The organism is Echinicola shivajiensis, assembly GCF_018642165.1.
GTDB classification, from domain to species: domain Bacteria; phylum Bacteroidota; class Bacteroidia; order Cytophagales; family Cyclobacteriaceae; genus Echinicola; species Echinicola shivajiensis.
The window spans coordinates 1-22665 of record NZ_JAHHZM010000017.1 but is presented as its reverse complement, the minus strand read 5'-3'; the positions used below and the strand labels follow the sequence as shown (position 1 = coordinate 22665).

General features: G+C 39.7%; 19 protein-coding genes. 7 read left to right on the top strand and 12 right to left on the bottom strand.

Annotated elements, in window-relative coordinates:
* Positions 1–123: 123 nt before the first annotated feature.
* The 10 genes from guaA to KMW37_RS19400 all read right to left on the bottom strand — a co-directional run bounded on the left by guaA (position 124) and on the right by KMW37_RS19400 (position 11804).
* On the bottom strand, positions 124–1653 hold the full coding sequence (guaA, locus tag KMW37_RS19445) for a glutamine-hydrolyzing GMP synthase (protein ID WP_215226309.1): 1530 nt from the start codon (positions 1651–1653) through the stop codon (positions 124–126).
* 195 nt (positions 1654–1848) lie between these two features.
* Positions 1849–3255 carry a Gfo/Idh/MocA family protein gene (locus tag KMW37_RS19440; RefSeq protein WP_215226308.1) on the bottom strand — a complete coding sequence of 469 codons (1407 nt, stop codon included), beginning with the start codon at positions 3253–3255 and terminating at the stop codon, positions 1849–1851.
* A gap of 70 nt (positions 3256–3325) precedes the next feature.
* Complete coding sequence (locus KMW37_RS19435; protein WP_215226307.1) at positions 3326–4312, bottom strand: amidohydrolase family protein; 987 nt, start codon at positions 4310–4312, stop codon at positions 3326–3328.
* The gene (locus KMW37_RS19430; RefSeq protein WP_215226306.1) at positions 4313–5137 is read right to left on the bottom strand and encodes a class II fructose-bisphosphate aldolase; all 825 of its coding nucleotides are present in this window, start codon (positions 5135–5137) and stop codon (positions 4313–4315) included.
* Between the two features lie 8 nt (positions 5138–5145).
* The gene (locus KMW37_RS19425) at positions 5146–6090 is read right to left on the bottom strand and encodes a carbohydrate kinase family protein (RefSeq protein WP_215226305.1); all 945 of its coding nucleotides are present in this window, start codon (positions 6088–6090) and stop codon (positions 5146–5148) included.
* Positions 6083–7006 (bottom strand): 1-phosphofructokinase family hexose kinase, encoded by a 924-nt coding sequence (locus KMW37_RS19420; protein ID WP_215226304.1) that lies wholly within the window; start codon positions 7004–7006, stop codon positions 6083–6085. The genes KMW37_RS19425 and KMW37_RS19420 overlap by 8 nt, the downstream gene beginning before the upstream one ends.
* Positions 7007–7012: 6 nt before the next feature.
* Positions 7013–8182: an SIS domain-containing protein gene (locus tag KMW37_RS19415; RefSeq protein WP_215226303.1), complete on the bottom strand. Its 1170-nt coding sequence runs from the start codon at positions 8180–8182 to the stop codon at positions 7013–7015.
* A gap of 475 nt (positions 8183–8657) precedes the next feature.
* A complete protein-coding gene (locus KMW37_RS19410; protein WP_215226302.1) occupies positions 8658–9725 on the bottom strand; it encodes a M20/M25/M40 family metallo-hydrolase in 1068 nt (355 codons plus the stop codon).
* A gap of 71 nt (positions 9726–9796) precedes the next feature.
* Positions 9797–10162, bottom strand: a complete 366-nt coding sequence (locus KMW37_RS19405; RefSeq protein ID WP_215226301.1) for a four helix bundle protein — start codon at positions 10160–10162, stop codon at positions 9797–9799.
* Between the two features lie 58 nt (positions 10163–10220).
* Positions 10221–11804, bottom strand: coding sequence for an acyl-CoA carboxylase subunit beta (locus KMW37_RS19400; RefSeq protein ID WP_215226300.1), 1584 nt, complete (start codon positions 11802–11804; stop codon positions 10221–10223).
* 192 nt (positions 11805–11996) lie between these two features.
* On the opposite strand from KMW37_RS19400, the gene KMW37_RS19395 reads away from it, so the two are divergent.
* The 3 genes from KMW37_RS19395 (at position 11997) to KMW37_RS19385 (ending at position 14723) form a co-directional block, all read left to right on the top strand.
* On the top strand, positions 11997–12968 hold the full coding sequence (locus tag KMW37_RS19395) for a Ppx/GppA phosphatase family protein (protein WP_215226299.1): 972 nt from the start codon (positions 11997–11999) through the stop codon (positions 12966–12968).
* 47 nt (positions 12969–13015) lie between these two features.
* A complete protein-coding gene (locus KMW37_RS19390; RefSeq protein WP_215226298.1) occupies positions 13016–14092 on the top strand; it encodes an Ldh family oxidoreductase in 1077 nt (358 codons plus the stop codon).
* A 136-nt stretch (positions 14093–14228) separates the two neighbouring features.
* On the top strand, positions 14229–14723 hold the full coding sequence (locus KMW37_RS19385) for an OsmC family protein (RefSeq protein ID WP_215226297.1): 495 nt from the start codon (positions 14229–14231) through the stop codon (positions 14721–14723).
* Positions 14724–14929: 206 nt separating this feature from the next.
* Here the strand turns inward: KMW37_RS19385 and KMW37_RS19380 are convergent, their stop codons facing one another.
* Both KMW37_RS19380 and KMW37_RS19375 read right to left on the bottom strand, forming a co-directional pair.
* Positions 14930–16006: a mannose-1-phosphate guanylyltransferase gene (locus KMW37_RS19380; RefSeq protein ID WP_215226296.1), complete on the bottom strand. Its 1077-nt coding sequence runs from the start codon at positions 16004–16006 to the stop codon at positions 14930–14932.
* Positions 16007–16014: 8 nt separating this feature from the next.
* Positions 16015–16983 (bottom strand): KpsF/GutQ family sugar-phosphate isomerase, encoded by a 969-nt coding sequence (locus tag KMW37_RS19375; protein WP_215226295.1) that lies wholly within the window; start codon positions 16981–16983, stop codon positions 16015–16017.
* Positions 16984–17082: 99 nt separating this feature from the next.
* On the opposite strand from KMW37_RS19375, the gene recQ reads away from it, so the two are divergent.
* Genes recQ through KMW37_RS19355 form a run of 4 tightly spaced genes read left to right on the top strand, consistent with a single transcriptional unit; the run spans position 17083 to position 22559 of the window.
* On the top strand, positions 17083–19260 hold the full coding sequence (gene recQ, locus KMW37_RS19370; RefSeq protein ID WP_215226294.1) for a DNA helicase RecQ: 2178 nt from the start codon (positions 17083–17085) through the stop codon (positions 19258–19260).
* 15 nt (positions 19261–19275) lie between these two features.
* Entirely contained in the window at positions 19276–20568 is a 1293-nt protein-coding gene (purD, locus tag KMW37_RS19365; protein WP_215226293.1) for a phosphoribosylamine--glycine ligase, read from the top strand.
* Positions 20569–20626: 58 nt separating this feature from the next.
* Complete coding sequence (locus KMW37_RS19360) at positions 20627–22078, top strand: PSP1 domain-containing protein (RefSeq protein WP_215226292.1); 1452 nt, start codon at positions 20627–20629, stop codon at positions 22076–22078.
* On the top strand, positions 22071–22559 hold the full coding sequence (locus KMW37_RS19355; protein WP_215226291.1) for a gliding motility lipoprotein GldH: 489 nt from the start codon (positions 22071–22073) through the stop codon (positions 22557–22559). The genes KMW37_RS19360 and KMW37_RS19355 overlap by 8 nt, the downstream gene beginning before the upstream one ends.
* Positions 22560–22665: the final 106 nt, after the last annotated feature.

The following is a 22665-nucleotide window of genomic DNA, read 5'->3' as shown; positions in this document are numbered from 1 at the left end:
GTTAGCCCTGTTCCTGAACGGCTTGAATCAAATTTTATACCTTTCTTTGAAGGTTTACGAATTTAATTGATTTTGATACAAAACCAGATAAAAAAAGCCTGATTTACACCAGGCTTTTAAATTTTATTCCCACTCAATGGTGGCAGGCGGTTTAGAACTGATATCATAAACAACTCTGTTCACCCCTTTTACTTTATTAATAATCTCATTGGATATCAAACCAAGGAATTCATACGGCAAATGCACCCAATCAGCAGTCATGCCATCCACAGAAGATACCGCTCTTAAGGCTACCACTTTTTCATAGGTTCTTTCATCCCCCATCACACCTACAGATTGTACAGGCAATAATATAGCTCCAGCCTGCCAAACTTCATCATACAAACCATGGTTTTTCAAGCCCTGAATGAAAATATGATCAACCTCTTGAAGGGTTGCTACTTTCTCTTCAGTAATATCACCCAAAATCCTAATCGCTAAACCAGGTCCTGGGAAAGGATGTCTTCCAATAATTGCTTCAGGGATTTCCAGAGCCCTTCCAACAGCTCTTACTCCATCCTTAAACAAAGTGTTCAGTGGTTCAACCACTTTTAATTTCATAAAGTCAGGCAAACCACCCACATTATGGTGGGATTTAATGGTAGCGGACGGTCCATTTACTGACACAGACTCAATCACATCTGGATAAATAGTACCTTGCCCCAACCATTTCACTCCTTCTATTTTATGTGCCTCATCATCAAACACTTCAATAAAAGTATTTCCAATGGCCTTACGTTTATCTTCAGGATCCGTCTTACCCTTTAAAGCATCATAAAAACGTTGCTTGGCATCTACTCCAATTACATTCAGCCCAAGGTCTTTATAAGATTCAAGAACTTCCTCATATTCATTTTTCCTTAATAGACCATTATCTACAAAAACACAAGTAAGATGATCGCCAATAGCTTTATGAATCAAGATCGCAGCAACTGAAGAGTCCACTCCACCTGATAAACCCATCACCACTTTATCATCTCCCAACTTCTCTTTTAACCCTTCAATAGTAGAATCTATGAAAATATCTGAAGTCCAATCTTGGCTACAGCCACAAATTTGAACCACAAAATTCCTCAAAAGATTTTTTCCTTCAAGGGAATGGGTTACTTCCGGGTGAAACTGGATACCATAAGTTTCTTCACCCTTCACTTTAAATGCAGCTACCTTGACTGAAGCTGTACTTGAAATGACATCAAACCCTTCTGGTAATTCCTTAATAGTATCACCATGAGACATCCATACTTGGGAATCATAAGATACTTCATGGAATAAATCTACATGTTTGTCTATATAGCTAAGGTTTGCTCGTCCGTATTCTCTGATCTCAGAAGGCAATACGGTTCCTCCATATTTCTGCGCCAATAGTTGGGAGCCATAACATACGCCCAATAAAGGAAGTTTTCCACGGAATTGATCAAGGTCCAAATCTGGAGCCCCTTCATCCCTTACCGAGCAAGGACTGCCGGACAAAATAACCCCTTTTATATCGGGAGTAATTTCTGGGATGTTATTGAATGGATGAATTTCACAGTACACATCGAGTTCTCTTACTCTTCTGGCTATAAGCTGTGTATACTGAGAACCAAAATCTAGGATTAATATCTGTTCTGCCATGCGCAAAGTTAACCACACTTAAAGAAATGAAAAAATAGTTTCATAAAATTTCGAAATAATATTTGGAATCACCTTAATTAAAAAATTCAACCACCCTTCAGCGAGGACAAATAACAGCTCGAATCAGTTCTACTTAGTAAAAAAAAGTCCTGGCCAAAACAACCAGGACTTTATAAAAGAAAATTTTATATACTATTATATTACCACTTTGGTAGTTCCACCACCTTCAAGAGTAATGCTAACAGGTGTATTGGTTTTCCAAGCTCCACCTGTAAAGTCAGGCACATCGATAGAGCTTGCTCTATTGGCTACAGACCATTCAGACAATGGAGAGATGGCGCTCCAAAGAGCTGCATCATACACATCCTGATCCAAAGGAAGTCCATTTCTTAGACAATCTACCAATCTCCAGGTCATCATGAAGTCCATTCCTCCGTGACCACCAATCTTCTTGGCCATCTCCCCTACTTTTTTGGTGATTTCTGGAGTGTATTTCTCCTTAAGATCATTCATCTGCTCCTCGGTGAACCACTTGTGCCCAGTAGCTACACCTTCTTTAGGCCATTTTCTTGCAATTCCCTTTGTACCACTTACCAAATGGATTCTTGAATATGGTCTTGGAGAAGTTACATCATGCTGGATCATAATAGAACGGCCTTTCTTGGTTTTCACCATAGTGGTATTCATATTACCTCTATAATCCTCCTCAGCGAAAGAAGCGTAGAAATTATCCTCTTCAGCTAGTTCCTGAGCATGCTTTTTCATCATGAAATCATTACTTGACAAAGAGGTCAAATAATCCATTTGGTCACCCCTATTGATATCCATGATCTGGCAGATTGGTCCCAAACCGTGAGTAGCATAAAGATTACCGTTACGGAAGTTTTCCTTCAACCTCCACATATCTTCATAACCCGTTTTGCTAAAGTTCAAGCCTAACAAATCATGTAGGTAAGCACCTTCTCCATGAACTATGTCTCCAAAGAAACCATCTCTGGCCATGTTTAAAGTCATCATTTCGAAGAAATCATAACAGCAGTTCTCCATCATCATACAATGCTTCTTGGTGCGCTCAGAAGTCTCCACCAATTCCCAGCATCCTTCCAATGTAGTAGCTGCAGGCACTTCAATTGCTACGTGCTTATCTGATTCCATGGAATATACTGCCATTGGAACATGCCAGTCCCAAGGAGTAAGGATAAAGATCAAATCGATATCATCTCTGTCCACCATTTCTTTCCAAGCATAAGCCGATCCAGAATACGTATCAGGGTTGTGCGACGTCCCCTTCAACTTCGCCTTCATCTTTTCTACTTTCTCAGGAACAAGATCACAAATACCTTTTATCTCTACACCTTGTATTTTACTCATTCGCTCTACGTGACCTGGACCACGCATCCCCAAACCAATGAAGCCCACACGGACTACATCTAATTTAGGAGCTGAATAACCAGACATATTGAAGCGCTGGTTTGCTTTTCTTTTACTTTGTTTTAATACATTATCCATTTCGGCTTGAGTGAAGCCACTCATGCCTGCTCCTACCAACCCCATACCTGCCAATCCTGACAGTTTTAGAAAGTCTCTTCTATTATTGCTCATTTTTTTATATGGTTAGTGTAAATTTTTCATAGTTAATTTATCCTGATTCACGTCTCTCGAGAGCCTATTTCTACTGACCAAATCTATAAACTCTCGCAGCATTGGAATAAAAGATTTTTTCCAATACTTCTTCAGGCAAGGATAGTCCCTTGAAAGTACCAGAAAACTCAGGTGCCTCTAGCTCCTCGTCAGTGGCAAAGAAGTCCCAATGAAACTTCCATAAATGCTCAAGTCTATCAGCAACTCCTTGATCACCAAAGGAACCGTCATCAATCACATCAGTTCCATAGATGATCCTGTCCTGATACTTTATCATAAAGTTTCGGACATCTTCCCACCTTTCCTGAGATTGCAACTGTAAGTGACAAACCCTCTCGGCCAAATCAGTAATTAATTTAGGATACTTATCCAATCTCTTGCTCACCTCATCAATACTGTATTCCATACTTAATAAGTGGAGACCCACAAAATTAAGATTTGGATACTTCTCCAACATATTATCCCTAGCATCCATTTGTGCCATATAAGAAGGATACTCTGGATGAAGATACATATGATATTCAGGGTGGCCCTTGAAATAATTTCTATCCGAGTCAACTGTCATTTCTTCCAGTGGCAACCAGCAATTTCTAGGTTCTCCCTGGTGACCGATCAAAAGGATTTCATTATCCTCCAAGTACTTCAATATGGGCGCTAAACTTTCATCATCAATCATTATGAACCTACCATCTTTATCCTGTAAGTCCATACCGATGTTTTTCCAGATTTTTACGCCTACTGCACCATTGTCCAAACCTCTTTGTATTTGTGAAATGGACTTTTCTGCCCAACCAGGTTCACCCCAACCTTCTGCTGTGAAGGAAGTAATGTATTTGATTTGATTGGGATACTTTTTATCCAATTCCTTTATCACCTGCTCCTGCCCTTCAATCGAATCAAAAAAAGGAATATCTGTAATTATGGAAAGAAACGATACCCCATGAGCTAACGCTTTTTCCATTTTTTGGGTGGAAGTGGTGTTCAGATGTACGTGGGCGTCAATAAAGGGGCGTATCATTTACTGTTCGTTTTTCATTATTTCCAACTTCTTGGTTACCAAACTGGTAACCGATTCTGTAGCCTTAGGGAATACCTTTCTAAGGTCAATCTCCTCATTTTCTTTCAACAATTGTTGAAGTGTTTTCATGAAGATATTTTTGATTTCTGTAGCAAGGTTTACCTTACAGATACCTTTTGAAATTGCCTCACGTAATTGTGCTTCAGGTACTCCAGAACTACCGTGCAACACCAAAGTTGCCGGTGTAACAGCTGCAATCTCAGTCAGTAGATCAAACTGCAATTTAGGTTCCTCTTTATAGAATCCATGGGCAGTACCAATTGAAATCGCCAATGCATCCACTCCTGTTTGCTCCACAAAAGTACTTGCCTCTTCCGCTGTAGTAAAGCCTTGGTGCTCATGAGACTGACCTAACTTAGCCACATAACCCAATTCTGCCTCAACGTGCGCCCCATACTTATGGGCTCTTTTCACTACTTCTTGAGTGATTTTCACGTTCTCCTCAAATGGCAACTCACTACCATCAATCATGACAGAATCAAAACCAGCATCTAAACAAGCCTGAGCCAAATCAACCGAACCACCATGATCTAGGTGAATCCATCCTTTTACCCCATATTGCTCCAATGCCGCTCTACCCATAGCTACAGCTGTATTTAAGCCCATATAGTCAATCGAGCTTTGGGTCAACTGAAGAATGATAGGTTCGTTTAAAGCTGAAGCAGCTTTTAATACTCCCTGAAGGGTTTCAAGGTTATAGAAGTTGGTTGCTAAAAGGCCACGTTTCTGCGTGGTAAACTCTCTTAATTGATCTTTTATTTTCATTTTGACTATTAGATTTCTTGTTTTAAAATTTTCTTAGCCCTGTCTTTCAGGTTATCCATATTATCAAAGGCTCCAGTTCCCCCTGCAGCAGTAGTATTAAGTGCTCCAGTTAGATTGGCAAACTTCAAGCATTCTTCCCAGGTATTACCCTGTAAAAACTTACAGATAAAGCCTGCATTGAAACTATCACCTGCTCCAATTGCATCAACAAATTGATTATTGATATAAGGCGCTGCCTTGATAATATCTCCTTTTTGATAAACCAACCCTCCTTTTATCCCCATCTTTAGGGCAATAATATTGGCATAGTCCTTCAGCTCTGCCAAGGCTTCATCTATTTCAGTCTTTCCTGTAAGAGAAAGTAATTCGGATTCATTTGGAAGAAATATATCCACATAAGGCAAACAGGATTTATAATCGAAATCCCAAACATCATCTGGATCTACCTGAAGATCCAGTGAGGTGCTCATCCCTGCTTCCTTAGCTTTTTTAAATATCTCCGTGATATCTTTTTGAATTCCCTTTTGAAGAAAGTAATTGGACAAATGAAAATGTTTGTACTCTGATGCCTTTTCCCAAGGAATATCCTCAATGGTCAAGTCCTCCATTGCACCACAATAGGTCACATTGGCACGATCCTGATCATAGTTCATCACCACAGTAAGTCCTGTTTTCAACTCCTTTGAGATCGAGATATGTTCAGTCCCTACCTGTTTGTTTTTCAAGGTTTCGCAGACAAACTGTCCAAAATCATCATTCCCTACTTTTCCACAAAAGGAAGTCTGAATCCCCAGAGTAGCGATATTGGAGGCAAATATGGCGGAAGAGCTCCCCAAAGTCACATCCATCTTTTCAGCTACCTTTTCAGACCCCATTTCAGGAAATCCTTTGATTTGATTAAGAATCAAATCGATATTCAATTCACCTACTACTAAAAGGTCTTTTTTATGCATAGCTTAATTCTTTAATTGACACCTTAGGGAGTAATTCCTCCACATCAGAGCGATACAACATTCCTAAATCCTCTCTTAGGCAATTAGCAGCTCCGAAAGCAACACCATGTCTGGCGATCTCCTCTACAGAAAACCCTTTGCTTACCCCATAGGCTACCCCTGCAGTCAAACAGTCTCCACTTCCTACAGTGCTGACCACTTTTTTAAGGACTACATTGGCATGTACTACTTTTCCTAAATAACTCAAGTAAAGCCCTTCCTTTCCGCGCGTTAATGCCACCAAGTCAACTTTCTTGTTCAACTCCTGCATGGCCTCCAAGGGATCGTCCTTTCCACAAAGCTCCTTGGCTTCATGTTCATTCAGGTGCAAACCAAAGAAACCTTGCTGCAAAGCATTAGTAAGCTGCTTCCCACTGCAGTCCAATATGACCTTTTTACCTTTTTCTTCTGCTATAGTTATCATTTCAGCATAAGCTGTTTCGGGTGTTTTTTTTGGCCATGATCCAGAAAGAACCGCTAGGTTAGCCGAGTCTAATTGCTCACTAAAGTTTTCAATAAACGCATGATACTGATCCTTCTTCAATGCAGGTCCTGGCTCCAGCATTTCTGTATGATGCAAGCTTTCATTCTCTGAAAGAAAGGTATAGCATTTTCTATTTGCACCTTCTAATTCCGGTCCAAAGCTCTGTACACCCAAATCATCACAAAATTCCCTAATCCACTTGCCGGAATGCCCAGCCCAGTTTCCCAGCAAATCAGTTTTTGCACCGAATTCATTAAGGGCCATAGCCACATGAACACCTTTTCCTCCTGCAAACTCCTGTTGTTTTGAGATCCTGTTGGCTACACCAAATTCCAGGGAACTCAACCACGCATATGTATCTACTGAAGGATTAGGACAAACTGAAAGGATCATGTCAATTTATTTTTTGTAAATAATAACTCCTTGAACTACCCTGCTGATAGCACCGCTCACAGAAGGATTGTCTGGCTGAAGACCTAACTGCAGGCATTTATAAAAACCTAACAATTGCCCCACCATAGTAGCAGGCAACACATTAAACACTGCGTCTTCAGCATTTCCTTCAACAGGTATATTCAAAATAGAATTGTACTCCTCCGTATTTTCACCACCAAAACAAACGGTTTTGATAGCTCTTTTATCCTGTCCAATACTCAATGCCAGGTCATTTTCATATTTGGCAACATGTGCATCCTTTGCGAATAAATACACGACCAAAGAGTCTTCATTGGCAACAGCCCTAGGCCCATGTCTGAACCCTAAGAAAGAATCATGCTTACAAACCACTTGACCATCAGTAAGCTCCTGCAATTTCAAATGACACTCTCTTGAAACACCTAATAATGAACCTGAACCAAGGAAGATTACTCTTTTGAAGTCACGTTGTGCCAAAGCTTCAAAATCCTCTAATTGATTATGCAATATATGATTGGCAGTAGCAACAGCATTGTCAAAGGCTGGCTTTAGCTTATCCAATTCCTTAATTCCAGCAACCATCAATACAGTCAACAACATGGAAGTAAAGCTCCCGGTCATCGCAAGGCTGTTATCATTTGCTGCTTCAGGCAATACGATCGCCAAACAGTTTCCTTCGCATTCGTTGGCATATGCAGCCAATTGTCCCTCTGCATTACAGGTAATAATCAAGTGGTATATTTGATTACAGAATTTATCAGCCAACCTCACTGCTTCTACACTCTCAGGACTATTCCCTGATCTAGCAAATGACACCAATATGGTTGGTATATCAGCCATGAAAAATAATTCTGGATGCGTCACCAAATCAGTAGTAGCAATGGCCTGTGTCAACACTCCTGTTTTTTGCTGAACAATTCCCTGAGCTGATTCTCCGATAAACGCTGATGAACCGGCTCCCGTTAAAATTATTCTTGCATTTCCTTTTTCAAAAATTGGATCAACAAAAGCCTGGATCTTCTCTTTCATTTGATCCACTTGTTCATAAACTTGGCTCCAAAGTTCAGGTTGCCCAGCTATCTCTTTTGCTGTGTGAAATGCCCCTTTTTTCTCTGCTAATTCAGTGTTAAGGGTCAAATAAGTGGTTTGTATCATATCTGTTTTTTCTATAAAATCCAATTAATCGGCCATCCGCCCCTCACGCAATTCCTTATGCAGGAGCTGAATAATTACCTTTTGGCTACAAAATTCCCTAGAAATTAATCTTTTACCAATTTCCTTTCGTTTCATAACTACTTCAAATTAAACGAAATAAAATGAAACAAAAAAATTTCAATACGTTTTTAACAAAGCTAAAAACCTTAATACAAGTCCTTGTTATAGCCTTTTAACCTACTGTTAAAAAATTAAAACGAGACTTTCCCCTTACAATTGCATAAAACAATACAAGATCAACTTATCTTATCCTTTTCATAAGAGGTTAAAAATTAGTAATAAAATTATTTTTTTAAAAGAATTACTTTTCATTTTCTTACGGTTAAGAAAAACTCCACTGAACAAAGACAATATAAGACCATAAAAAAAGAGCAGCTACATACTGCTCTTTGTACTATTATAATACCAAAACTTTTCAATCGATATACTTAAAGTTAAATTCCGGATCCAAATCTTCCAAAAAGGCTACAATCAAATCAACTACCGATTCAATATCCTTTTTGCTCGCTGTCTCCACTGTGGTATGCATATATTTCAATGGAAGGGAAATCAATGCCGAAGGCACCCCCTCATTAGAATAGGCAAAAGCATCAGTATCTGTCCCAGTACTTCTTGAGGCTGCAGCCCTTTGGAATGGCAACTCTCTTTTTTTGGCTGAGGCAATGATCAGATCCAATAGTTTTTTGTGCACAGAGGCTCCATATGTCAATACAGGCCCATTTCCAGCCACCTGCTCACCACTAGTGATTTTATTGTACATAGGAGCAGTTGTATCATGACATACATCAGTAATAACTGCCACATTAGGCTTAATCTTGGCTGCAATCATCTCGGCCCCTCTTAAGCCTATCTCCTCTTGTACAGCATTCACGATATAGAGACCAAAGGGCAGCTCCTTTCCATTATCCCTTAATTTCTTGGCTACCTGGGCAATCATATATCCTCCTATTCGATTATCCAGGGCCCTTCCTGCATAGAACTTTCCATTCAGATCCATCAGTTCATCTCTGAAAGTCACCACACAGCCAACATGAATCCCTAAGTCTTCAACTTCTTCTTTGGACCTTGCCCCAACATCAATAAAAATATTCTCCAAGCTTGGCTTATCTTCCTTATCACCCTTTCTTACATGGATGGCCGGCCAACCAAACACACCTGCAATAATTTTCTCATCGGTATGGATATTCACCCTCATGGAAGGGGCTATCATATGATCAGAGCCACCATTTCTCCGTACATATATATAACCCTCAGCGGTGATATAATTTACAAACCAACTGATCTCATCGGCATGGGCTTCTATCACCACCTTAAATTGCGCATCAGGATTGATCACACCCACTGCTGTACCGTATGAATCAGTAAAATAACGATCAACAAATGGCTTGATATAATCCAGCCAAATCTGTTGCCCAGAGGCTTCAAAGCCCGTTGGAGAGGCATTATTAAGGTATTTATAAAGAAATTGTTCTTCGTTTGTCATAAAACTATAATATATGTTTACTTATTACACTATTTAAAATCCCTATCTGTGACTTTAACCAGGTGAATTTCTTACAAATTTCTGCCTTTTTTTAAATAAGAAATATGCCCATTTAAAAGTTTCAGACATTCAGAATGGTACTCCCTATAATCATTTAGGTTCTCTATGGTAATAAAACCTTCATCAAAAGCGACAATCATATGATCCAATGTTTCAAAAAGAGATCCTCTAGCTTGTCTACAAAATTGGATATTCTCCTGATAATGAAACCTTCCAAAGCCCTCTGCAATATTACTACCTATGGACCTCGAAGATTTTTTAACCTGACTAACCAGCATAAACTTCTCTTCAATTGGGAAATCACCTATCACACTAGAAACAAAAACCCTCAAGTCCCTAGCTTTTTCCCATACTTCGAGTTCCTCAAAACTATTCATAAATTGAAATCTGTAAAAAAACTACAATAAACCCATCTCCGATGCTTTAACATTTCTTTTATAATGGAATATTACCATGCTTCTTTTTGGGCAATACATCCACTTTGTTTTCCAACATTTTAAAGCCATTTATAAGTTTTATCCTGGTATTTGAGGGCAATATTACCTCATCCACATAACCCCTATGCGCAGCTCTATATGGATTGGCAAATTTACGGGTATATTCATCTATTTTTTCTTGGAGCTTTTCCTCAGGATTTTCCGCATTGGCAATTTCCTTTTTAAAAATAATCTCAGCAGCACCCTTTGCCCCCATCACTGCAATTTCAGCAGTTGGCCAAGCAAAATTCAGATCTGCTCCAATATGCTTGGAATTCATCACATCATATGCACCACCGTAAGCTTTCCGGGTTATCACAGTAATACGCGGCACAGTTGCTTCAGAAAAAGCATATAGGAGCTTTGCCCCATTGGAGATTATCCCATTCCATTCTTGATCCGTGCCAGGTAAAAAACCAGGAACATCTACCAATACCAACAAAGGCACATTAAAGCAATCACAAAAGCGAACAAATCTAGCTGCTTTTATGGATGCATGATTATCCAAAACTCCTGCCAGAGATTGTGGCTGATTGCCCACTATACCAATACTCCTTCCTGCTATCCGAGCAAACCCCACCACCATATTATCCGCATAGTTTTTATGCACTTCCAAAAAACTATCCTCGTCAACTATTCCCCTGACCACTTCACGCATGTCATACGGATGGTTAGGGTTTTCTGGCACAATGTCATCCAATAGCTTTCTGGTCTCATCCTTTTTAATCTCATAAGGATAAACTGGCGCATTATCTTCACAGTTCTGGGGAATGTAACTTAACAGGCTCTTTATATTTCTTATACAATCCACCTCATTTGCACAGGCAAAATGAGTCACCCCACTTTTTACGCTATGGGCACTGGCACCTCCTAATTCCTCAGCGGTGACATTTTCCTGGGTCACAGTCTTCACCACATTTGGACCTGTCACAAACATATAAGATGTTTCCTCCACCATCATGATAAAATCTGTTATGGCAGGAGAATAAACGGCCCCACCAGCACAGGGCCCCATAATAGCAGAAATCTGTGGAATCACTCCAGAAGCCAAGGTATTTCTATAAAAAATATCCGCATAACCGCCCAAAGAACTCACCCCCTCTTGAATTCTTGCCCCTCCAGAATCATTCAATCCGATTACAGGAGCTCCATTTTTCATGGCCATATCCATTATTTTGCAAATTTTCTCAGCATGTGTTTCAGACAAGGACCCTCCAAAAACCGTGAAATCTTGAGAAAACACATAAACCAGCCTTCCATTAACTTCTCCATAACCTGTAATCACCCCATCACCCAGATAATATTCCTTATCTAAACCAAAGTCCTTACAGCGGTGCATTTTGAATTTATCAATCTCCTGAAAAGTCCCCTCATCAATCAATAAATTCACCCTTTCCCTAGCAGTCAACTTGCCCTTTTTATGCTGAGTTGCTATGCGGTCTTTCCCTCCCCCTTGAAGTGCTTCCTCATTTTTCTTTTTTAGCAAATCCAATTTTTCTTGATTCCCGGGAAGGGTATACACTCCTTTAGTTGAACTTTTCATGGGTTTATCTTTAGTAGCTACAACCAAATATAATCAGCAGGGCCATAGCGATGAAATTTTACCCTTCATTATCCCAATAGAATAATTCTCTTTACTTTAAAAGTCATTTACCCTCTTTCTTTCATAAAGTCCTACAATCACTAAGCTTTTTAAATAAACTTTTTATATTCGCACAACTAAAAGAAGGGCATTATGACAGATGCAAAGGCAGCAATCATTGATATGGGCACCAACACATTCCATTTGTTGTTGGTAGAATTTGACCAAGGCGGTTTTAAAACCATATACAAGGAAAAAGTTCCAGTGAAAATTGGGCAACAAGGAATCAGTGAAAACAATATCCACCCTGATGCTGAAAAAAGAGCGCTTGATACCCTAACTCATTTCAGAAAGCTGATCGATAAAAATGATATCCAAAAGGTTTATGCTTTTGCTACTAGCGCTGTCCGTAATGCCCGAAATGGAAGCCAATTTGTAAAATATATCAAGGAACAAGTTGATATTAGAGTCAATGTCATTGATGGCGCACAGGAAGCCCAGCTGATTTATGACGGCATAAATTTTAGCGGATCCCTTAATGCCGAAAACAGCCTTATGATGGATATCGGAGGTGGTTCTGTAGAATTTATCATTGGCAATGAAAATGAAGCATTGTGGAAACAAAGCTTCGAAATCGGAGGGCAAAGACTGCTAGACCTGTTCCATTATCATGATCCTATACTTGGTGAGGAAGTCGTCAAACTCACCCAATACCTTAAGGAGAAATTAGTTGATCTAATCACTGTCTTAGAAAAGTACAAACCCAAGAGACTCGTAGGAGCATCTGGTACTTTTGACACCCTTACCGACATGTACTACGCTTCTTCAAAGCTTTCAAAGATCCAAGGGCAAAGTGTCTTTCACCTCCCAAGAGCAGAATTCGAAATACTGGCCCAAAAGCTGGTCACACTAAACAAAGAAGAAAGACTTCAAATCCCTGGCATGATCCCCATGAGAGTGGACATGATAGTGGTAGCTTCCTGTTTGATAGAATTTATCTTACAATATGTCGATGCATCTGAACTTGTTTGCTCCAATTACGCTTTAAAGGAAGGTGTAATTTCCAGACTGATCAACAAAAATGAAATGCTGCCTTGTACAGATATGGAAAGCGCCAAATCATAAATTTTAAAATAGACAAGCGAGTCACAGACCTTCAAATAAAAACCAGTATGAACTTTAACTTTGAAGGGCTATTTGCCTTTACCAAAAGTATTTTCATCAAAATGGGTTGTCCAGAGGAGGATGCCCAAACTGCCACAGAAGTTTTACTATCAGCTGACCTTAGAGGAGTAGATTCACATGGCGTAGCACGTCTTTCGGGCTATGTGAGACTTTGGGAAGCAGGAAGGATAAACACCAAGCCAAATATTAAGATCGTCCATGAAAGCCCCAGCACAGCGGTCGTAGATGGAGATGGAGGTCTTGGTTTAGTAGTAGCTCCCTATGCCATGAATGTGGCTATTGAGAAAGCAAAAAATGCAGGAACAGGTTGGGTTTCAGTCAAAAACTCAAACCACTATGGAATCGCTGGCTATCACGCCATGCAAGCCCTAAAGAACGACATGATAGGCATGTCCATGACCAATGCCAGCCCATTGGTTAGCCCTACATTCTCCAAAGAAAGACTATTGGGGACCAATCCTATTGCTGTAGCTATCCCTGCCAACAAGCAGCCAGCATTTGTGGCTGACATGGCTACCACAACCGCTGCTAATGGGAAATTGGAAATTTTACAAAGAAAAGAGGAAGAAGCACCTTCTGGTTGGATCCAAGATAAAGAAGGCAATCCAACGACAAATCCATATGGAGTAAAAGAAGGAGGAGCTTTGCTTCCTTTGGGAGGGGACAGAGAACATGGCTCACACAAAGGTTATGCGCTGGGCTCTATCGTTGATATTTTCTCTGCCGTGCTATCTGGAGCCAATTATGGTCCATGGGTACCACCTTTTGTAGCATTCTTACAACCTGACCCAAACCCCGTTGGAGAGGGAATTGGTCATTTCTTCGGAGCCATGAGAGTGGATGCTTTCAGACCTGCCGATGAATTTAAAGACCATATGGACAACTGGATTGGCCGGTTCCGAGAGGCCCAAACAACACCTGGCAACAAGAAGGTTTTAATTCCTGGAGACCCGGAAAGGGAACTTGAAAAAGAAAGAATTAAAAACGGCATCCCACTTTTAAAGCCAGTTGAAAACGACCTTAAAGAACTTGCAAAGAAATTTGAGGTAGAATTCGATCTATAATTGATCCAAAAAAATCCATTTCTAACCCAAGCCACTACATAAACTAGGCTTGGGTTTTTTATTATTTTTTTGAGATTTTTCTGATAAGCACTTCACGTTGGTAGAAAATTCAAGCTATTTTTTCTATCTTATTCACATGTCAAAATTCCATCATTACCAAACCGTTTTAGAGTGGACCGGAAATTCCGGTATGGGTACTCGTGGCTATCTTGCCTACCAAAGAAATTTTGAAATTATTACTGAAGGAAAGCCCCACTTGCTTGGAAGTGCCGATCCCAGTTTTAGGGGAGACAAAAACCGCCACAACCCTGAAGAAATGTTTTTAGCGAGCATATCCTCCTGCCATATGTTGTGGTATCTTCATCTTTGTGCAGAAGCAGGAGTAAGTGTGGTTGCTTACGAGGACCATGCAGAAGGCATCATGCATGAAAACAAAAACGGCTCTGGACAATTCAACGAAGTTGTACTTTACCCAGTAGTAACTGTTGAAACTGAAGCCATGAAAACAAAAGCTATGCAATTACATGAAGAAGCAAGAAAGCATTGCTTTATAGCCAACAGCTGTAATTTCCCCATTCGACACAAACCAGTAATCAGGTTGGTCAAAAAAAATGCATCAGCTCAATATTGAATAAAAAACTAGAATGTTAATTCCATATGAGGTTCTTGGAGCTTAAGCATTAATCCATCCCTTGATAAACAGTATGAGCTTTTAACACCATTTTTTTATCTAAGATCTTGTTAAAAAATCAAAAGGATTAACCTAAAGACAAATTGTTCTTTGGGTTAATCCTTTTTATATAGTTTGGACAGATAAACACCAGCCCTACTTAAATCTTAAATAAAATCCTCGCCTTTGTTTTTGGCATCAGAGACAAATTCCTTGAATTTTTTCTCAGCGTCTAGTTTACAAATAAGAATAACATTTTCAGTTTCATTAATAAGGTAATTGTCCAAACCATGGACAACTACCAGTTTTTTAGGGGAAACCTTGATATAACTATTGGTAGTATCATAAAGCACCGCATTGGCATCAACCACATTATTATCAGCGTCTCTTTCTTTTATCTGATGGACACTCATCCATGAGCCCAAATCAGACCATCCAAAGCTACTTTTAAGCACATATACGTCCTCTGATTTTTCCATGATTCCGTAATCCAAAGAAACATTTTTCACCAAAGAATAAGCTTTCTTCACAAAATCATATTCCTTCTCTGTGCCATAAAAATTATGTCCTTCTTCAAAGACCTCTGCTACCTCTGGCATCAGCTTTTCGAATGCCTGAATTATAGAGGAATTTTTCCAGACAAACATGCCGCTATTCCAAAGGAAATCACCACTTTCCAAAAAGGTTTCTGCCAGTTTTTCATTGGGCTTTTCAGTAAATGTCTTCACCTTTTTCAAAGCTCCTCCACTAGGGTTTTCTTTATACTGTATATAACCGTACCCTGTCTCTGGCCGATTAGGTTCAATGCCAATAGCAATTAACCTGTGATGACTCTCAGCTTCTTTTAAACCCTGCTTGATTTTTCTCTGAAAAGCCATTTCATCCAAAATCAAATGATCTGAAGGAGTCAAAATCACCCTTGCATTTGGATCTTCACTGTGGACTCTATAGCTAGCATAAGCAACACAAGTTGCTGTATTCCTTCTAAGTGGCTCTGCAAGAATTTGGCTTTCTGCAATTTCAGGAAGCTGCTCCTTTACAATATCAACATACATTTGATTGGTGACGACCAAAAAATGTTTAGGGTCTGATAATTTCACAAACCGATCAAAAGTCATTTGGAGCAAGGTTCTTCCAGTGCCTAAAATGTCCAAAAATTGTTTCGGATAATTATTTCTGCTATATGGCCAAAATTTGGATCCTATTCCTCCAGCGAGTACTACAATATATGGTTGTTTTTGCATGATTCGTTTTAAACAATCCCCTCTTTCATCAAGTCATGGATATGGATAAAACCTACAATCTTCTCATTATCCATAACGACCAGTTGGGTTATGTTGTATTCTTTCATCTTATTCAGGGCTCGAATGGCATATTCACCAAGCTCTATGGTCTTAGGCCCTTTGGTCATAATATCCACCGCCTTAACTTTCGACAGATCCTGCTTATGCTCCAGCATCCTTCTCAAGTCCCCATCTGTCACAATTCCTACCAACTCTCCCACTTCATTTTGGACAGCAGTTGCACCAAGCCTTTTTCCGCTAATCTCTAAAATCACCTTGGCTAAGTCATCATTTTCTGAAACGAGAGGAAGTGCATCCTTAACCACCAAATCGTCTACTGTAAGATAAAGTTGCTTACCTAATGAGCCTCCTGGATGGAACTTTGCAAAGTCTTCACTTCCAAAACCCTTTGCCTCCAGCAAACAGACAGCTAATGCATCACCAAGCGCCATATGGGCAGTGGTACTTGTGGTAGGAGCTAAATTAAGAGGGCAGGCTTCATTTTCAATCGTGGCATCCAACACAAAATCCGCATGCTTAGCCAGATAACTTTCCTTGTTACTGACCAATGCAGCAAGCTTAGACCCCATCTTTTTGAGCATGGGTACCAAAACTTTCACTTCAGGAGTATTGCCACTTTTGGAAATACAAATTACAAAATCTTCCTTTTGTATCATACCTAAATCTCCATGAATAGCATCAGCCGCATGCATAAATAATGCCGGTGTACCCGTGGAGTTCAATGTAGCCACAATTTTGGTAGCAACGATAGCACTTTTTCCAACCCCGGTAATAACCACTCGTCCCCTTGAATTCAATATTTCATTTACACAGGCTTCAAATTCATCATCAATTTGATTGATCAAATTTTGAACTGCTTCTGCCTCTGTTTTGAGGACATGAATGGCACTGTTTTTAATATTTTTTATTATATTCAATTTTACCGAGGTTATTATTAAATTTGTACAAAGGTAAAATTATTTACTTTAAATATTTAATGAAAAGCATTCGGCAAATCATTAAAAAGACAGAATGGAGTGGATATAAAAATTAAAGAGAACCTCAAGAAAATTTTTGGCTTCAACCAATTCAGAGGAAACCAAGAAGCAATCGTTGACAATATTTCTCAAGGTAACAATACCTTTGTCATCATGCCCACTGGGGCGGGAAAATCGCTTTGTTATCAGCTTCCTGCGGTAACAAGTGAGGGAACAGCCATAGTCATTTCTCCATTGATCGCTTTGATGAAAAATCAGGTGGATCAGTTGAATGCTTTTGGAATAAATGCCCATTTCCTCAATTCAACACTTAGTAAATCTGAAACTAACCGAGTCAAAAACCAAGTCCTAAGTGGTGATACCAAGCTGCTATATGTAGCACCTGAGTCCCTCACTAAGGAAGATAATATAGAATTTCTGAAATCAGCCAAACTCAGCTTTGTAGCTATTGATGAGGCACACTGTATTTCGGAATGGGGGCATGATTTCAGGCCGGAATACCGAAAAATAAAATCAATTATCGGTCAGATTGGAGAAAACCTTCCTATCATTGCCCTAACCGCTACAGCTACTCCCAAGGTCCAGCAGGACATCCAACGGAACCTAAACATGGAAGAGGCTGACCTTTTCAAGTCTTCATTTAATAGAACCAATCTGTTTTATGAAGTCCGTCCAAAGGTCAAGACAGAGACCAAAAAGCAACTCATCAAATATGTCAAGTCCCATAAAGGGAAATCCGGCATCATCTATTGCCTGAGCAGGAAAAAGGTACAGGAAATTGCCGAGCTTCTTAAAGTCAATGGCATCAATGCTGTTCCTTACCATGCAGGACTGGAAGCTGCCACTAGGGTAAAAAACCAGGACGATTTCCTTAATGAAGAAATTGAGGTGGTTGTAGCTACCATTGCTTTTGGAATGGGGATTGACAAACCTGATGTACGCTATGTCATCCATTATGATGTTCCTAAATCACTTGAAGGCTATTACCAAGAAACAGGTAGGGCAGGAAGAGACGGATTGGAAGGCCACTGCCTCATGTTCTATAAATTTGACGATATCCTTAAGTTAGAAAAATTCAATAAAGACAAGCCTGTCAACGAAAGGGAAAATGCCAAAGTGCTTCTGCAAGAAATGGCTGCCTATGCTGAGAGTTCTGTTTGCCGAAGGAGAGTTCTGCTCCATTATTTTGGTGAAAGCCTCAATGAAGATTGTGGCTATTGTGACAACTGTAAGAAAAAGAAAGATTCTTTTGATGGACAGAAAGATATCCAGATTGCTATTGAAGCCGTAAAGGAAACCAACCAACGTTTTAATCTTGATCACGTCGTCAAAGTCATCCAAGGAGAGCAAAACGAATACATGGAAAGCTATAAACATGATGGCCTCTCTGTGTTCGGACAAGGCAAGGACAAGGATGAGCGACATTGGAAATCAGTAATTAGACAGGCAATGATCCTTCATTTCCTCGAAAAGGACATTGAAAATTATGGCGTTATTAAGCTTTCTCCAATAAGTGAAGATTTCCTCAAAAACCCTCATGCAGTTACCCTGAGTAAGGATCATGACTTTGAGGAAATGATTGAAAACGAGGAATCTGATGAATTCAATAATGCCAAAAAAGCCTATGATGAAAAACTCTTTGAACTTCTAAAAGTTGAAAGAAAAAGAGTCGCTAAATCAAAAGGACTTCCTCCCTATGTGATCTTTCAAGACCCTTCTTTGGAAGAGATGGCCACCGTTTATCCAACCACCCGTGAAGAACTCGCGCAAATTAATGGGGTTGGTATGGGAAAAGTCGCTAAATTTGGAGCTCCATTCCTGAAACTCATCGAAAATTATGTTGAGGAGAATGAAATCATTACTGCTTCTGATGTAGTGGTCAAAACTGCCGGAACCAGGTCCAAAGTAAAAATATCCATTATCCAACAAGTAGACAGGAAGGTGGACCTCGATGAAATCGCTTCCAACCTAAACATTGGAATGACGGAATTATTGCAGGAAATAGAACAAATAATTTATAGTGGCACAAAATTAAATATCAATTATTATATAAATAATATCATGGATGAAGACCGTGAAGACACCCTTCACGACTATTTCATGAATGCAGAAACAGACAATATCAGAGAGGCATTGCACGAACTTGAGGACGAAGACTTCGGCGAAGAGGAAATTCGAGTGTACAGAATCAAGTTTATTTCAGACCATGCCAATTAAAATAGATTAAATTTCATGAACATATTATTATTAGGAAGCGGAGGCAGAGAACATGCCTTTGCTTATAAGATTGTTAACAGCCCAAAGTGTGACCAATTATTCGTAGCCCCTGGAAATGCAGGAACAGCAGCTATAGCCAATAACGTTGACTTGAGCATAACAGACTTCCCAGCTCTTAAAGAATTTGTTTTATCCAACAATATCGAAATGATCGTTGTTGGACCTGAAGAACCTTTGGTAAAAGGTGTAGCAGATTATTTTGCCGATCAGGAAGAAACCAAGAACATCCCTGTTGTGGGGCCTAAAAAATTGGGGGCTACCCTAGAGGGAAGTAAAGATTTCTCAAAACAATTTATGCAGCGGAACAATGTCCCCACTGCTGCTTCAGCAACCTTCACTAAAGAAACCGTTGAAGTAGGATTGCAATATTTGAAATCACAAAGCCTACCAATCGTTTTAAAAGCTGACGGGCTTGCAGCGGGCAAAGGTGTTTTGATTTGTGAAACCCTAGAAGATGCAGAGAACTCCTTCAAGGAAATGTTGCTTGAGAGCAAATTTGGAGCCGCATCTGATATGGTAGTCATTGAAGAATTCCTTACAGGAATCGAGCTATCTGTATTTGTAGCTACAGATGGAAAAAGCTATAAAATCCTTCCCGAAGCCAAAGATTATAAACGTATTGGTGAAAAGGATACAGGATTGAATACAGGTGGGATGGGCGCAGTTAGCCCAGTGCCATTTGCAGATGATGCATTCATGCAGAAGGTAGAGGAAAAGGTAATTAAACCCACCATCGCAGGCCTTGAAAAGGAAAACATTGATTACAAAGGATTCATCTTTATTGGATTGATGAACACCAATGGAGAGCCCAATGTAATTGAATATAATGTAAGAATGGGTGACCCAGAAACCCAGGCTGTTCTTCCAAGAATCAAGAGTGATTTTGTAGACTTACTATATGCCATTGGAACTGGAAAACTAGCCGAGTATGAGCTGGCATTGGAAGACTTCACTGCTACTACAGTGGTGATGGTGGCTGGCGGTTACCCTGGCAGCTACCCCAAAGGAGATAAAATCAGCGGCCTTGAAATAGAGAATGGCCACAGCATTACTTTCCATGCAGGAACCACCAATAATGAGGAGGGGGATGTAGTAACTAATGGAGGAAGAGTAATGGGGATTACCGGCAAAGGAAACAGTGTAGAAGAAGCACTTTCGAATGCCTATTCCAGGGTCAATGAAATCACCTGGAAAGATGTCTATTTCCGAAAAGATATCGGTCAAGACATTTTAAATTATGGTAAATGATACCATAACCTATTCACGAGGAGACTATCTTCAGTCTCCCTAAATAATAGCTAGCTTTATGGCAGGATGTAGTAGCTGCTCTACCACTTCAGGAAGCGGAGGGTGTCAAAACAATGGCACTTGTGGTACGAGCGATTGTAATAAAATGAATTCATTTGATTGGTTATCCCATATGGGAATACCAACAATTGATAATTTCGATATAGTTGAGATCAAATTCAAGGGGGGAAGAAAGGATTACTACCGCAATGTCAATCATCTCAAATTAACCACTGGTGACCCAGTGGTATTGGATGTACCCAATGGGCATCATATAGGATATGTTTCTTTGCAGGGTGAACTTGTTCGCTTGCAAATGCAAAAAAGAAAAATCAAAAATGATGATAATATCCTCAAGATTTATAGACTTGCAAACCAAAAAGACCTTGAAAAATGGGAAGAAGCAAAAAACCGTGAAGTTCCCACCCTTTATCGAACCAAACAGATCATTGATGAGATAAAACTGGAGATGAAATTGTCTGATGTGGAATTTCAGGCAGACAATTCAAAAGCCACTTTTTATTACTCAGCAGATGATCGAGTGGACTTTAGGGAATTGATCAAACTATTGGCCTCTGAATTCAAAATCAGGGTTGAGATGAGGCAAATCAGTCTCCGTCAGGAAGCTGGTAGACTTGGAGGAATTGGTGTGTGCGGTAGAGAGTTATGTTGCTCTACCTGGATACACGAGTTCAAAAGCGTAAGTACCTCAGCAGCCAGATATCAAAATCTTTCTCTCAATCCCACTAAACTTTCGGGGCAATGCGGGAGGCTCAAATGCTGCCTGAATTATGAGCTGGACACTTATATGTCCGCCTTAGAAGATATTCCCAATATTGAAAAACCATTATTGACAGAAGCTGGCCAAGCCAAACTCCAAAAGACTGATATCTTTAGGAAACTGATGTGGTTCAGTTATAATAATGAGAACAACTGGCATTCCATTGATTGTGAACGTGTACAGGAAATCATAGAAATGAACGAGCAAGGCAAAAAACCATTTAGCCTTGAAATGGACGATATGATGGACATCGACGATGATCGCAATAAATCCAATATGGATCTGGAAATGCTAGATCAAAAGTTCAAAAGCAAAACCAAGAAGAAGAAAAGACGCAAACCCAAACCAAAAGGTCCTAATACAAACCAAGCAGCCAAACAAGGAGAAGGCAACAAACCTGCCAATACAGCTGAAAAGCAGGGACCTCCTAGAGGCCGAAACAGTAGAAGGAATAATCAGGGCCAGGGTCAAAAAGATGGACAGGCACAAGGTCAAGCCAAGAGAAGGAATGAACCAAAAGGAGCAGCTCAAAACAAAGCTAATCCAAAACCTGCTGCAGCAAGTCCTAAAAATGAAGGCAAAGACACAACGGGTTCTGCTCAAAAACCTAGAGGCAACAGAAAGAAAAATGCCCCTAGGAGAAAAAATAACAGAAACAATCAAAACAAAGGTCCTAAGAACAATGAATAAGAAACCTTCGTTTCTCCCTTTTATTATATTAGGATTATTGACCTCTGGAATATTTTCCTGCGATACCAATAGGGTCTATGAAGAACATCAAGGTCTTTCTGGATATACTTGGCCAGTCAATGATACCTTAACTTTTGAGGTACCTGCTGGAGCTGCAAAAAACCTCAGGTCAACCTTGAGGATCAAGTATAATGACAGCTACGATTATTATAATATCTATGTCAGATATATCCTCAAAGATAGTCTGGATAGTCTTTTGGAGAATCAATTATTGGACATCAACCTTTTTGACCCAAAGACAGGTAAACCTTTGGGAGAAGGATTTGGAAATGCCTATACCCAATTGGATACCTTATCTCTCAAAAACATGGATGAGCAGATGCCTCTAAAAGTCCAACTGATCCAATATATGAGAAGTAAAGAGCTCAAAGGGGTTGAATCCATTGGATTAAAAATAGAAAAGAGGCTGTCTCAAAAGTAGATAGTTTAAAAGGCTAGCTGATATCTCGGCTAGCCTTTCCTGTTTAACTCAAAATGGATATTTTGAGGTGTGAAAAAACAAGACTTAAATGTAGCTTTTAAAGACT

Coding starts and splice junctions, on each gene's coding strand:
- KMW37_RS19440 (WP_215226308.1), bottom strand. CDS start 3,255: ATGAGCAATAATAGAAGAGACTTTCTAAAACTGTCAGGATTGGCAGGT.
- KMW37_RS19430 (WP_215226306.1), bottom strand. CDS start 5,137: ATGAAAATAAAAGATCAATTAAGAGAGTTTACCACGCAGAAACGTGGC.
- KMW37_RS19400 (WP_215226300.1), bottom strand. CDS start 11,804: ATGAAAAGTTCAACTAAAGGAGTGTATACCCTTCCCGGGAATCAAGAA.
- KMW37_RS19395 (WP_215226299.1), top strand. CDS start 11,997: ATGACAGATGCAAAGGCAGCAATCATTGATATGGGCACCAACACATTC.
- KMW37_RS19390 (WP_215226298.1), top strand. CDS start 13,016: ATGAACTTTAACTTTGAAGGGCTATTTGCCTTTACCAAAAGTATTTTC.
- purD (WP_215226293.1), top strand. CDS start 19,276: ATGAACATATTATTATTAGGAAGCGGAGGCAGAGAACATGCCTTTGCT.
- KMW37_RS19410 (WP_215226302.1), bottom strand. CDS start 9,725: ATGACAAACGAAGAACAATTTCTTTATAAATACCTTAATAATGCCTCT.
- KMW37_RS19415 (WP_215226303.1), bottom strand. CDS start 8,182: ATGATACAAACCACTTATTTGACCCTTAACACTGAATTAGCAGAGAAA.
- KMW37_RS19425 (WP_215226305.1), bottom strand. CDS start 6,090: ATGCATAAAAAAGACCTTTTAGTAGTAGGTGAATTGAATATCGATTTG.
- KMW37_RS19435 (WP_215226307.1), bottom strand. CDS start 4,312: ATGATACGCCCCTTTATTGACGCCCACGTACATCTGAACACCACTTCC.
- KMW37_RS19405 (WP_215226301.1), bottom strand. CDS start 10,162: ATGAATAGTTTTGAGGAACTCGAAGTATGGGAAAAAGCTAGGGACTTG.
- guaA (WP_215226309.1), bottom strand. CDS start 1,653: ATGGCAGAACAGATATTAATCCTAGATTTTGGTTCTCAGTATACACAG.
- KMW37_RS19360 (WP_215226292.1), top strand. CDS start 20,627: ATGGCAGGATGTAGTAGCTGCTCTACCACTTCAGGAAGCGGAGGGTGT.
- KMW37_RS19420 (WP_215226304.1), bottom strand. CDS start 7,006: ATGATCCTTTCAGTTTGTCCTAATCCTTCAGTAGATACATATGCGTGG.
- KMW37_RS19385 (WP_215226297.1), top strand. CDS start 14,229: ATGTCAAAATTCCATCATTACCAAACCGTTTTAGAGTGGACCGGAAAT.
- KMW37_RS19380 (WP_215226296.1), bottom strand. CDS start 16,006: ATGCAAAAACAACCATATATTGTAGTACTCGCTGGAGGAATAGGATCC.
- KMW37_RS19355 (WP_215226291.1), top strand. CDS start 22,071: ATGAATAAGAAACCTTCGTTTCTCCCTTTTATTATATTAGGATTATTG.